This is a genomic window from Parvivirga hydrogeniphila (assembly GCF_023371205.1).
Lineage (GTDB): Bacteria > Actinomycetota > Coriobacteriia > Anaerosomatales > Anaerosomataceae > Parvivirga > Parvivirga hydrogeniphila.
Genome location: NZ_JAMCCO010000001.1, coordinates 250,114 through 262,572 on the forward strand (window position 1 = coordinate 250,114; position 12,459 = coordinate 262,572).

Here is a 12,459-nt window from a genome sequence, read left to right on the forward strand (position 1 = left end):
GAGCGATGAAAGTCCACGCAGTCACCGTGTGTCCTGATCGCGTCGACGTCGTCGTCGGCGTCGACGAGACAGGCACGATGCGCACCTCGAGCGTGCCTGGGCTGGCCGATCGCGCGCTTCGGGTGCTGCCGTCGCTCGAGATGCACTGGTGCGACAACCCGAGCGGCCGTCCGTTCGCGGAAGAGATCGCGGACACGGAAGTGCCGCACCTGTTCGAGCACGTCATCATGGAGATCATGGCGCTGTCCGGCTCGCCGCGGACGCTCAAGGGGAAGACGCGGTGGGACTTCAAGCGGGACGGCAAAGGAGTCTTCCGGGTCTCGGTGGAGTACGACGACGACCTGGTGTGCCTGGGCTCGATCAAGCTTGCGAACCAAGTGATGCAGCACCTCTTGGGCGCAGGCGATGCGCCCGACGTGGTCGCCGAGACCGCTCGGCTCCGCTCGCTTCGCGCACGGCAGGCGTCGTGAGCGTGGTTGACCGCCGTGCGTGCGCGCGGTAAGGTTACGCGCACGATAGGGGCGCACACGCCCGAATATGCGTGGATGTGAGGGAAGAGGGCGCCATCAGCCCAGCCACCCCTCCGCATGTCCCCCGCCAGGACGGCTCCCGGGAGCAGTCGGAAGCGGGCGGTCCGGGCCGATATCCCCGGATGCCGAGGTCCGGCGGAACGCGAGCGCCGGACGAAGACAGGTGGTACCGCGACGACCCTCGCCCTGTCCGAGGGTCGTCGTTGTCGTTTCAGGGCGGATGCGCCAGGGTCAGGGAGCGCACGATGGGAACCGCACGAGTGGTGTTCGACAGGTGGGACGGGACCTACGCCGAACGCATGGCCTCGGTCCGGTCCTCAGCCGTGCGCGACCTGTTCGGCGCGGCAACTCGCCCTGACGTGATCTCCTTCGCGGGAGGGATGCCCGACGTCTCGAAGGTCCCGGGCGACGCGGTCGCGCGCGCCGCACGGGAGGCGGTGCGCGACCACGCCGCCACCGCACTGCAATACGGCTCCTCTGAGGGCAGGCCGGGGCTCAGGCGCATCTTCGTGGAGCTCATGGCGGAATCCGGCATCCGCTCGAAGCCCGACGACGTGATCGTCACGGCGGGCGCCCAGCAGGCGCTCGACTTGGTCGCGAAGGTCTTCTTGGATCCTGGCGACGTCGTCATCACCGAAGGGCCGACCTACCTCGGTGCACTGCAGGCCTTCTCGGCGTACCAACCGCGCATCGTGTGTGTGCCGATGGACGCCGCGGGCATGCGCGTCGATGCGCTGGAAGAGGAGCTCGAGCGGCTGGGGCCGCGCGGCGCGAAGTTCATCTACACGATTCCCAACTTCCAGAACCCCGCGGGTGTCACGCTCTCGCCGGAGCGGCGGCGACGCCTTGTGGAGCTTTCCAGGCGCTACGAGGTCCCGGTGGTGGAGGACGACCCGTACGGGCGACTGCGGTTCGAGGGCGGCCACTGCAAGCCCCTCAAGGCGCTGGACGAAGATGTCATCTACCTCGGAACGCTCTCGAAGATCTTCGCGCCCGGGCTGCGCTTGGGCTGGGTGTGCGCGCCCAGGCCGATCCTCCAGAAGCTTCTGCTCGCCAAGCAGGCGGCCGACCTGTGCGGCAGCGAGTTCTCGCAGGCAGTCGCCGAGCGATACTTCGCAGGTTCGCGGTGGCGCCGGGTGCTCGCGTCGCTTACGGAGGCGTACGCCCAGCGACGCGACACCATGCTGTCGGCGCTCGCTGAGCACCTGCCGCCGGAAGTCGCGTACACGCGCCCGCAGGGCGGATTCTTCGTCTGGGTCGAGCTGCCATCGTTCATCGACACGAAACCGCTCCTTGCTGAGGCGGTTGAGCGCGGCGTCGCCTATGTCCCCGGTGACGCGTTCTATCCGGACGGCCGGGGCAGGAACTGCATGCGGCTCGCCTTCTGCTACGCCGAGCCCGAGGACATCCGCGAGGGCGTGCGCCGTCTCGCGGAGGTCTTCGAGGACCGCCTGGAGCTGTATCGGGCCTTCCAAGAAGCCGGTTGCCAGGTGTGAGAGGACGGATGCGGTGAAAGAGAAGATCGCGGTGCTCATGGGCGGGCGTTCGCTCGAGCGCGAGGTGTCGCTCAGGAGCGGTCGGCGCGTGACCGAGGCCCTCGCCGAGGCCGGGTATCGGGTCGTGCCGCTGGACGTGACGCCGGACCTCGTCGCCACGCTCAGGAGCGAGAAGCCGGACGCGGTGTACGTGGCGCTGCACGGCAAGGATGGCGAGGACGGCACGATCCAGGAGCTGCTCGAGTTCCTCGGCATCCGCTACACCGGCCCAGGCGTCGTCGCTTCTGCGCTTGCGTGGGACAAGGCGCTGTCTAAACGGCTCTTCGGGCGAGACGGGATACCGACGCCACCATGGGTCGCGTTCACCGCAGCGTCGTTCAAGCACATGGGAGCCGCGACGGCGCTCGACCTCGTGTCCGACGCCGTGGGCGGGTTCCCGCTCGTGGTGAAGCCGGCGAGCCAGGGCTCGGCTCTGGGCCTCACCAAGGTCACGAGCGAGGACGGACTGCCTTCGGCGCTGCTGGACGCGCTCTCGTACGGCGACACGGTGCTCGTGGAGCGCTGGATCGACGGGACCGAGATCGCCGTTTCCGTCATAGACGGCGACGGCGGGCCAGAGGTCCTGCCGCCGGTTGAGATGGTGCCGCGCAGCGGGGTGTTCGACTTCTCGGCGATGTACACGCCTGGCGAGACCGACTACTACGTGCCGGCGCGTCTTCCTGAAGAGACGCTTGCGAGCGTCCGGTCGCTCGCACGGCGCGTCCACGAGCTCCTCGGCTGCCGTCACGTGAGCCGCGTGGACATGGTCGTCGACGAGGACGGCGCCCCCTTCGTGCTGGAGTGCAACACCTCGCCAGGCATGACGGAAACGTCGCTTCTGCCGATGGCGGCGCAGGCAGCGGGGCTTGGATTCCAGGACTTGGTCGAACGGCTCGTTCGGATGGCGCTCGATGCGGTAGAGTGATGGGTATAGTCCTTGTACGGTTCTGCCCGTGAGTCCTAGTCTCGGAGGTGGCCACCATGTACGACTATCGCAGAGGAGAAAGCGTCCTCGGCGCCTTCCTGCTCGGCGGCATCGTCGGAGCGGCGCTCGGGTTGCTCTTCGCTCCGAAGTCCGGCAAGGAGAACAGGGAGTTCATCGCGGCGAAGGCCAAGGAGTACTGGGGTGAGGGCCTGGAGCTCTACGAGGCCGGCAAGGAGAAGGCCACAGAGGTGTACACCTCGAGCAAGGAGAAGGCCACAGAGACGACCGAAGAGCTGAGGGAGCGTCTCGAAGCGGCGCGGTCGAGGTTGCGCGAGCAGGTCGAGACGGTGTCCAAGGAAGCCAAGGAGAAGGTCGTCGAGGTCGCCCCGACGGCGAAGGAGACCGTCCACAAGGTCGGAGAGGCCGTGAAGTCCAGCGTGGCGACGGCCGAGTCGAAGGCCGAGGAGCTGCTCGACCTCGTCGTGGAGAAGGCAACGGAGGCGCCGGAGCAGTCCGAGGCTCCGGGAGCGGACGCGCCTGCGCTGAGCTGACGTTTCGAGGTCTTCGAGATCTTCCGGGGCCGGTCGCGCTTGCGGCCGGCCCTGCTACGAGGAGGTGCGCGACGTGCGGCTGAGCGAGATCGCGGAGCGGACCGTGCTGTCCACCGAAGGCCGTGAGCTGGGGACGGTGGGCGAGGTGCTGTTCCACCCGCAGGCGGCCCAGGTGGTCGGGCTGTCGGTGCGGCCGCCGCGTGCAGGGGGGCTCGTACCGCGCGCCGAGAGGTTCGTGCCGATCGCGCAGTGCCGTGTCGAGCGGGGCGCTATCGTCTTCGAGGGCAAGAAGCTGCCGAGCATCGAGAAGAGCGAGCGGCAGATTGGTTTGGTCTGGGACGAGACGGTGCAGTGGCGGGGCATGCCGGTGGCGACGGCTTCGGGCGAGGCGGTCGGCAGCGTGGCGGACGCCGTCTTCGACTGGACCACGGGCGCTGTCGAGACGCTGGAGATCAGCTCCGGGGTGCTGGCCGACGTCTCGATCGGCAAGCTTTCGGCCCCCGCGAGCGCGATCAGCGGGTTCCGGGACGGTGCAGTGCGGCTCGCTTGCGAGTACACGGACCTGCGCGCCTCTGGCGGCGTCGCGAAAGTCGCCGCTGCCGGCGCGGCCGTTGCAAAGGACGCGGGCTCCAAGGCCGCGAAGCGAGCGTATGATGCTGGCATGTCCGCGGCCATCTCCGTCGGCCGTTCGTTCAAGAGCGGAACAGGCCGGCGGATGATAGACGCGGTGAAGAAGGCCGTCTCGGACGCGACGCGTGAGGACGGATAGGCAGGCGATGGCACGGAGGTTCCGCCCGCTCGATTCGAGCGCAAGCGCGCTGCTCCCGGGGCACTGTGCTGGGTGCGCGTTCTGGGAAAGCCCGGAGCGGTTGCCGCTCGAGTGCGGCGCTGTGTGCGACGCCGAGCGCGTGAGCGCGTGGATGCGCGGCATCGAGGAGAGCTGGGGGAGCTGCGGACGGATCGTCGTCGACGACGGTGCACCGCTCGGCTTCGTGAAGTACGCTCCTGCGAGTGCTGTGCCGCAGGCGCAGAACATGCCGTCCGGTCCGCCGGACCCATCTGCAGCGCTCGTCTGCTGCATGCACATCGTTCCAGAGGCGCGGCAGCGCGGCCTCGGGAAGGTGCTGATGCACGCCGCGCTCCGCGACCTGTACCAGCGCGGCGAGCGCATCGTGCAAGCGTACGGCGCCGCTGGCAGGGTGGACTACGCGATATCCCCGCTCGTGGGCGTGGAGTTCCTGCTTCGGATGGGCTTCACGGCCGTGCGGCCGCATCCCGAAGTGCCGCTGATGCAGCTCGAGCTGAGGTCGCTTGCCGCGTGGGCAGATAACCTAGAAGCAGCGCTCGAGGCGCTGCGCATCCCGCTGAAGATGCCTGAGCGCCGTCCGGTTCCGACGCTGCGCTCGGTATGCCGAGGAGAGGAGAGGGTCGTTCTGTGAGAGAGCGTGGTGCAACGAGCGGTACGCGCAAGACGAGGTCGGCCGAACGTGTGCGCGCATTCCTGGAGTCGCACGGTCTGGCGGACGGCCTCGTCGTATTCGAGCAGTCGACCAAGACCGCGCAGATGGCCGCGGACGCGATGGGCTGCGAGCTCGGGCAGATCGTCAAGTCGCTCGTGTTCGTCGCAGACGGCGAGCGTCCGGTGCTCGCGCTCGTCGCGGGAGACCGCCGCGGCGATGCGGAGGCGATCGCGCGGGAGATGGGCGCGGCGCAGGCGGCGCTGGCGGATGCCGACACGGTTCGGGCGGCCACCGGGTACGCGATCGGAGGGGTCTGCCCGTTCGACCTGCCGAGCGGCCTGCCCGTGCTCGTCGACGAGTCGCTCACGCGCTTCGAGACGGTCTACCCCGCTGGCGGCACGCCCGATTCGATGGTGAAGATGACGCTTGAGCGACTGATCGCACTCACGGGTGGACGCGTCTGCGCGATAGCGTCATAGTGTGCCCCCGTGAGACCCCGTAGCCCTTTCCTGCACGCGACGTCGCGCGTCGCCGCCGCGATTGCCGCGACCGTGGTCGTTCTCGCTGCGCACGGCGCCTTCGCGTCAGTGCCCGTTCGCGTAAACGGCGTGCTGGTGCGCGTCCACCCAGGCGCGACCGTAGCCGAGCTCGCCGGCCCGCGCGTCGAGGCGGCGCGCGGCGACCTGCGTGCGGCCGTGGACGGGCGCGTGCTCGTGCGAGGCGGCGGCGGCGGTGCGCGGGTGCTCCTGAACGAGCGGCCGACGACCGGCGACGAGGTCGTGCAGCCGCGAGATGAGGTCCGTGTCGTGCGCGGTCCGGACGCCATCGAGGCCACGGCGGAGCGCTTCGAGGCGATTGCGATCCCGACGCGCATCGTGGGCAAAGGCGCGCTGCTCACCCTTGCCGCGCCTGGAGCCGCGGGCGTGCGCCGTATCGTCGTCGGGACCGTTTCCGGGGACGCCGTCGAGAGCGAGACGGTTCGCCCCGCCGAACCCATGGTGCTCCGACGCGTCATCGACGAGCGCAAGAAGAAAGTCGCGCTCACCTTCGACGACGGCCCCTGGCCGCGCCAGACCGACGCTGTCTTGAAGATCCTCGATGCCGAGGGCGTCCCTGCTACGTTCTTCGTGATTGGCAAGCAGGTCAAAGCGCATCCTGAGATCGTCCGCAGGACGCTGCGCGCCGGGCACGCGGTCGGGAACCACACCTACCACCACGCGGACCTCATGACACAGGATCCGGAACATCTCGCGAGCGAGATCGCCGGCACCAGCCGGGCGATCGCCGCGGCGACCGGGACGGCGCCGCGGTGGCTGCGTCCACCCGGAGGTGCCGTTGACGCCGCCGTGTATCGGGAAGCCGTGAAGCAGAACCTGCGCGTGGTGTTGTGGACCGTCGATCCGCAGGACTGGCAAAAAGGCAAGACCGCCGCTCAGATAGAGGCGGAGGTCGTGAACGCGGTCAGCCCGGGCGCCGTGATCCTCCTTCATGATGGAGGCGGCGACCGCCGTCAGACCATCACCGCGCTGCCCGGCATCGTACGGCGACTCCGTGCGAAGGGGTACGAGTTCGTTCCGCTTTCGCAGGTGGGGGCCATCAAGACGAAGTGGTGAGTCCTCGGCCCGGATGCCTGAACACGCCGCGCGGCGTCACGAGGACGTCGACCGGGCGGTCGTTCGGCGTGCAGGGGATCGAGATGAAGATCTGCTCGTCGTAGGCCACGCCGACGATGCGCGCGTCGGGGCGCGCCTTCGCGAGCAGCCGGTCGTAGTAGCCGGCGCCCATCCCGAGCCGGTTGCACGCGAGGTCGAACGCCACGCCGGGGACCACGAACGCGTCGACGTCCTCCACGGCGACGGCAGGCGCGTCGGGGCATGGTTCCTTCAGGCCGTACGGCCCCCGGCAGAGCTCGTCGCCACGGCGGTATCGGTGCAGCGAGACGTCGGTGGGAGACACGACGCGCGGAAGGGCGACGCACACGCCGATGCCCCAGAGCGCTTCGATGAGCGGCTGGACGTCGAGCTCTTCGGGCATCGCCCCGTACGCGGCCACCGTGCGGGCGTTCGTTATCTCAGGCAGCGCGAGCACCATCGCCGCGACTCTCTCTGCTGCCGCTGCCCGCTGTTCGGGCGTGATGGCGCGGCGTGCTGCGCGTCCCCTGAGCCGCAGCACGGACTTCGCTCGCGCCAAGTCTTCATCGCCCACGGAAAACACCCCCTCGGCAGCGCATGATACACCGAAGGTGCGACATGAAGCCTAGCCGATGCCGAGCGTGGTCATTGCGAGCAGCGCTACCGTCAGCGTGATGACGACGACGATGGTCGTCCAGCCGAAGACGTTGTTGAGGCGGCTATTCACGTAGCGGCCCATGACTCGGCGGTCGTTGATGATCACCATCATGAAGATGAGCAGGAACGGCAGCATCACGCCGTTGACGACCTGAGACACCAGCATGATCGCGATGAGGTCGAGGCGCGGAACGAGGATGACGGCGGCGGCCGCGAAAATGACGAACGTGTACAGGCCGTTGAACGCAGGAGCGTCGCTCCAGCTGCGATCAAGCCCGGCCTCCCAGCCGAACGCTTCGCAGATCGCGTACGAGGCCGTGAGCGGCAGGACCGCGGCCGACAGGACCGACGCTGAAAGCAGGCCCACCGAGAAGAGCAGCTCGGCGTAGGGTCCTGCCAGCGGCGCAAGCGCGCGGGCCGCCTCGCCCGCGTCTTGGATGGTGATGCCGGCAGGGTGGAGCACCGTGCCGGTGGTGATGATGATGAAGCACGCGACGAGGTTCGCTGAAAGCGCGCCGACGATCACGTCCCAGCGAGCATACCCCCACTCCTTGATGGTGGTGCCCTTGTCGACGATGTTGCTCTGGACGAGGAACTGCATCCACGGCGCGATGGTGGTGCCGGTGAGCCCGATGGCGAGCGCGATGAACGCCTGGGTCGGGACGATGTGAGGCGTGACGAAGCTGCGTGCCACCTCGCCCCAGTCCGGACGCGCGAGGAACGCCGCCAGGACGTAGGAGATGAACACCGACGAGAGCGCTAACAGCGCCTTTTCGACGTTGCGGTACGAGCCGCGGGTGACGAGCATCCATACCGCGAGCGCCGCGATCGGCACCGACACCAGACGCGAGACGCCGAACAGCTCCATCGCGGCCGCGATGCCGGCGAACTCCGCCACCGTGGTCGCGGCGTTGCTCGTGAGGAGCAACAGCATCGCGAGGAACGTCGGCCGCAGGCCGAAGCGCTCGCGGATGAGCGCCGCGAAGCCCTTGCCCGTGACCGCGCCCATGCGCCCGGCCATCTCCTGGACGAGGGCGAATGACGGCGTCATCGCGAGCATCATCCAGAGCATGGTGTAGCCATACCGTGCGCCGGCCACCGAATACGTCGAGATGCCGCCGGAGTCGTTGCCGGCCGAAGCGGCGATGATGCCCGGACCGATCACGCCCAGAACAGCGAGGATCCCTGCCTTCTTCTTGACGTCCGTGCCCGGCACGCGCTACCCCAGCTCGATCCAGGCGCCGAGGGCGTAGGCGAGCCCTAGGTACGCGGTGCTTCCGGCGACCATGGCGGCGAAGGCGAGAAGCGAGCCCGGAGGGGTCTTGCCCGCATCGCTCGCCTTGAGGGCCGCCTCTCCGAGCGCGCTTCCGAAGAAGACGGTGAAAAGAACGGCGAGAGCAGTGACGAGCGCGAAGAGCGCGGCCGACGCGTCGGTTCCCGAGCCCCCGATCTCCACCCACAGGAACGCCACCGCTGCAGCGGTCACGGCGACAGCAGCGCCGATGCCGCTTTCGCGGAAGAGCCTTCGGGCGAACGACGGCCGCTGTCCGCCCGGGGTGGTGTCGATGAGCTCGGTGATCGTGCGCGATGAGACCTCGTCAGCCGCGCGAAGGACGATCGGCAAGAGGATTGCAGCGGCGAGCATGAGGTTGCACGCAGCAGGCAACCGCGAGCAGAGCTCGGCGTCACTGCGGAACGACGCCGCAGCGAGCAGGGCGACGGCCCACAAAGCCACCCAGGCGTTCCGCCGCACGATGAGCCACCACGCGGTCGCGAGCGGGCCGTGCTCACGTGAAGCGCCCGTCGCGAGCTCGAGGTCTTCTGCGGACTCCTCTTCCAAGACCTCGAGCGCGTCGTCCACCGTGACGATGCCGAGCAGCTTCCCGGTCTCATCGACGACAGGCAGTGCGAGCAGGTCGTACTTGGACATCGTCTCAGCGACCGTCTCCTGGTCGTCGTCGACCTGCGCGGTGATGACGTCGCGTGAGACGATGTCGGCGATCTTGGTGCTGGGATCCGACAGGACGAGGTCGCGGAGCGACACGACGCCTTCCAGCCTTCCGTCCGCGTCGACCACGTAGATGTAGTACAGGCTCTCGTTCTCCGACGCCTCGTTGCGGATGTGCTCGATGACCTCGCCGACGGTCATGTTCTCGGTGACGCGCGTGACTTCTGGCGTCATGATGCCGCCTGCGGTCTTCTCGCGGTAGCCGAGCAGCGAGCGGATCGCGCGGGCCTCGTTCACGCCCATGAGGCGCAGCAGCGCCTCGGCCTTGTCGTACGGGAGGTCGCCGATGATGTCGGCGGCATCGTCCGGGTCCATGATCTCCAGGATGTCGGACGCGCGTTGCGTGCCGAGGTCGCCGATGACTTCCGCCTGGAAGGCGTCTTCCAGTTCGGAGATCGTCTCGGCCGCCTGGGAGTTGTCGAGGTGCTCGAAGACTTTCGCGCGCTGCGCGGGGGAGAGCTGTTCGAGCACGTCGGCGATGTCGGCCGGGTGCAGCTCGTGCAGGCGCTTGTGCGTCACAGACAGCTTCACCTGCGACAGGTCGCGTTCAAGCAGATCCATGTAGTTCCACGCGATGATGTTCTCGGGAAGATCCTTGCCGAACACCTTTGCGATGCGCTCGGCGAAGGACTCGAGGGCAGGATGGAGCCCGCGAAGGATGCCGCGGATGCCGACCTCGGCGCCGAGCAGGCGGAGCTGGTTGCGGGACTCGGAGAGCTTGAGGTCGTTCACGCGCACGACCTTCATGCCCTGCGTGTCGACGATCTGCTTGTTGAGCAGGTCGCGCGCAAGAAGGATCTCGTCGGGCTGCAGGTAGCTGAAGCGGAGCGCGTCTTTGGTGGCGTTGAGCACGACCTTCTCGTCGTCGATGGAATCCACGTACTTGCGCCACGACAGCATGAACGGCGTCTTGCCCGGCCCGAGGAACGCGAGGGCCGTCACGCGAGGGAACACCTCGCCTGTGGCCACGGCGATGTCGCTGATGCGTCCGATGGTCTCGCCGGCAGCGTCGACCACCGGCTTGCCCAGCATGCGGGTCAAGTAGAACACGGTCGCTCCCTTCCCCCGGGCTCGCGCCTGGAGGCCTGCTCGCGGGTCCCGCGCCCCCGGCAGGCGGGAGCGGGGACCTACTGACTGAACGGTCTCACAGAGGTCCTCTTCGTCCGGCTACAGGTCCTGACAGCAGAAAGGCCCTCCGTCGACGCGAGCGACGAGGGCCTGGGCGCGCAATCAGCAGCGGATGCGCTGCGCCGTCCATTCCCTCGTCTGTGGTTTGAGCACTGTCCGACGTAGGGAGCGCTCGAGCGCTCGGGGCATCAAGCCCCGCACCCCAGCCACGTTAGCCGTCCCCTTAAGCCGGAGAGGGCTGTTCTACCCATTGGCGTCTCTCGACATTTCCGGGCAGTGGCCTGTGTTCGGACAGGAGCCGCACCGAACGGAACGGATCCTTTCATGCTGTCAATGCCTCGCATGAGGCACGCCGATTGTAGACCGCATCACGCGCTGAGCGCAACGCATGCGCTGGGAAAACGTCAGCCTGTGCGTCGCGAACGGGCAGCGAGCCACGCCTCGGCAAGCTCCGCCCACCCTTCGCCGCGCTCGTGTTCCGTGACCGCGACGTTCGGGCGGCTGCGAGCGGCCGTGAGTGCGGCCTCGTCAGCGAGCGCGTTGGCGACCAGCACGAGCAACGCGGTCGCGTCCGCCATCTCCACGTCTGTCGCCGAATCGCCGACCGAGATTGCCTGCTCGCGCTCGAGGCCTAGGCGCTCGAGCACGAAGGAGATCGCGTGCGTCTTGCTCGTCCCGCGGGGGACGAGGTGGTAGGCGTGCACCTCCTCCACGGCGACCAGGGTGTGGCGAGGCGGTCGGATGATGCCGTTGTCGATGATGTCGATGGGCAGAGGGAGGGCGTCGAGGACGGCCTGCGCAGCGGCGAGATCGACGTTCCCGCGCAGCACGTGCGTCGCGATGCGATCGACGTGCCAGGGATCGTGGTTCTCGATACGCCCAGGGAACGCCTCTGCGAGCGCATCGAGCGCGCCGACGCGTACGATCGCCTCCCAGGGAGTCTCGTCTTCACGCAGCGCGTCGTCGGGCCACTCGCCTGTAAGGTATGACGGCTCTCCGTACCGGTCGAACTGGACGACGCAGCCGAGTTCGGCGATGAAGACCTGCCACCCGAGCAGGCGGGCGATCTCGGTGCACTGCATGCGGTTGCGTCCGGTGGTGATGACGACAGGGAGGCCTGCGCGGTTTAGCTCGACGACTGCTGCAGCGGTCCGCACGGAAGGGCGACCCGAGGCGTCGGCCAGCAGCACTCCTCCAGGAGCGACGAGCGTCCCGTCCACATCGGTGAACAGGATCTTGGCGTTGGCAAGCGTCCGTTCGTGCTGTTCGCACAGCGTCTTCGGCGTCATGTCGCCCCTTCTTCCGACGACCGCGCCTTACACTACCCGAACACGTCTCGCGGTGGTAGCGGTGTCTATAATGGGGGCTGACAGCATGAGGACGTGAAGGAGGACCGATGGCCCCCGCAGACGAGGACGGCCCTGTCGAGCTGCCGTATCCGCAGTATCGCTGTGCGATCTGCGGCGAGGACCTGCCGCTCGGCGACGCGCACATGTCCGTCACCTGCGCGACGCACCGGGCGGTGGGAGCCGAGGTCGCGTTCGAGGTCCGGTCTGCGCTGCCTTCGGACCGCCACGACATCGAGGCGATCTGCGACCAGGCATGGGGCGAGACGGAGGTCGACGCGTTCGGCCGTACGTTCGACGTGCTGGAGTGCGACAACGTGGTCGCGATCGCAGATGACGGCTTCGCGGGGCTTATCTCGCTTGCTATCGACCGTGGCGAGCTTGCCATCGTGCTGCTCACGGTGTACCCGCGCTACCAGGGCTCTGGAGTCGGCGCCGCGCTGATAGAGGCGGCGGTGAACGAGGCTCGCGCTCGCAGGCTCCCGTTCGTGAAGGTCGCCACCACCAACGACGACATCCCGGCGCTGTACTTCTACCAGCGGCGAGGGTTCGTGCTCTACGAGCTCGTTGCGGGAGAGATGGTGGATCATCACGGCGAGGTCGTCCCGGGCTTCGCTCGGATCCCTGTACGCGATGAGATTCGCCTTCGCAGGCCCGTGTGCCAGTGACCGTGCCGATACGACCTCTT

Annotated in this window: 13 protein-coding genes and 1 riboswitch; of the genes, 9 read left to right on the top strand and 4 right to left on the bottom strand. The window is 68.0% G+C overall.

Annotated elements, in window-relative coordinates:
- Positions 1-5: 5 nt before the first annotated feature.
- From MX659_RS01215 to MX659_RS01250, 8 genes are all read left to right on the top strand, one after another.
- A complete protein-coding gene (locus MX659_RS01215; protein ID WP_267191668.1) occupies positions 6-470 on the top strand; it encodes a cyanophycin synthetase family protein in 465 nt (154 codons plus the stop codon).
- Positions 471-775: 305 nt separating this feature from the next.
- Complete coding sequence (locus tag MX659_RS01220) at positions 776-2,026, top strand: aminotransferase-like domain-containing protein (protein WP_267191669.1); 1,251 nt, start codon at positions 776-778, stop codon at positions 2,024-2,026.
- Between the two features lie 13 nt (positions 2,027-2,039).
- The gene (locus MX659_RS01225) at positions 2,040-2,990 is read left to right on the top strand and encodes a D-alanine--D-alanine ligase family protein (protein ID WP_267191670.1); all 951 of its coding nucleotides are present in this window, start codon (positions 2,040-2,042) and stop codon (positions 2,988-2,990) included.
- Between the two features lie 56 nt (positions 2,991-3,046).
- Positions 3,047-3,541, top strand: coding sequence for a YtxH domain-containing protein (locus MX659_RS01230; RefSeq protein ID WP_267191671.1), 495 nt, complete (start codon positions 3,047-3,049; stop codon positions 3,539-3,541).
- A gap of 73 nt (positions 3,542-3,614) precedes the next feature.
- Positions 3,615-4,310: a PRC-barrel domain-containing protein gene (locus MX659_RS01235; RefSeq protein ID WP_267191672.1), complete on the top strand. Its 696-nt coding sequence runs from the start codon at positions 3,615-3,617 to the stop codon at positions 4,308-4,310.
- A 7-nt stretch (positions 4,311-4,317) separates the two neighbouring features.
- Positions 4,318-4,980, top strand: a complete 663-nt coding sequence (locus tag MX659_RS01240; RefSeq protein WP_267191673.1) for a GNAT family N-acetyltransferase — start codon at positions 4,318-4,320, stop codon at positions 4,978-4,980.
- Entirely contained in the window at positions 4,977-5,480 is a 504-nt protein-coding gene (locus tag MX659_RS01245) for a YbaK/EbsC family protein (RefSeq protein WP_267191674.1), read from the top strand. The genes MX659_RS01240 and MX659_RS01245 overlap by 4 nt, the downstream gene beginning before the upstream one ends.
- A 9-nt stretch (positions 5,481-5,489) precedes the next feature.
- Positions 5,490-6,614, top strand: coding sequence for a polysaccharide deacetylase family protein (locus tag MX659_RS01250; protein WP_267191675.1), 1,125 nt, complete (start codon positions 5,490-5,492; stop codon positions 6,612-6,614).
- Here the strand turns inward: MX659_RS01250 and MX659_RS01255 are convergent.
- From MX659_RS01255 to MX659_RS01270, 4 genes are all read right to left on the bottom strand, one after another.
- Entirely contained in the window at positions 6,598-7,206 is a 609-nt protein-coding gene (locus MX659_RS01255; RefSeq protein WP_267191676.1) for a 5-formyltetrahydrofolate cyclo-ligase, read from the bottom strand. The two genes, MX659_RS01250 and MX659_RS01255, sit on opposite strands and share 17 nt — an antisense overlap.
- Before the next feature lie 51 nt (positions 7,207-7,257).
- The gene (locus MX659_RS01260) at positions 7,258-8,505 is read right to left on the bottom strand and encodes an Nramp family divalent metal transporter (protein WP_267191677.1); all 1,248 of its coding nucleotides are present in this window, start codon (positions 8,503-8,505) and stop codon (positions 7,258-7,260) included.
- A gap of 3 nt (positions 8,506-8,508) precedes the next feature.
- On the bottom strand, positions 8,509-10,347 hold the full coding sequence (locus MX659_RS01265; RefSeq protein ID WP_267191678.1) for a magnesium transporter: 1,839 nt from the start codon (positions 10,345-10,347) through the stop codon (positions 8,509-8,511).
- A 201-nt stretch (positions 10,348-10,548) separates the two neighbouring features.
- Positions 10,549-10,744: riboswitch (M-box (ykoK) riboswitch) on the bottom strand.
- A gap of 85 nt (positions 10,745-10,829) precedes the next feature.
- A complete protein-coding gene (locus MX659_RS01270; RefSeq protein WP_267191679.1) occupies positions 10,830-11,714 on the bottom strand; it encodes an HAD-IIB family hydrolase in 885 nt (294 codons plus the stop codon).
- 107 nt (positions 11,715-11,821) lie between these two features.
- Between MX659_RS01270 and MX659_RS01275 the strand changes: the two genes are divergently transcribed.
- A complete protein-coding gene (locus MX659_RS01275) occupies positions 11,822-12,439 on the top strand; it encodes a GNAT family N-acetyltransferase (protein WP_267191680.1) in 618 nt (205 codons plus the stop codon).
- The last annotated feature ends 20 nt before the right edge of the window (positions 12,440-12,459 follow it).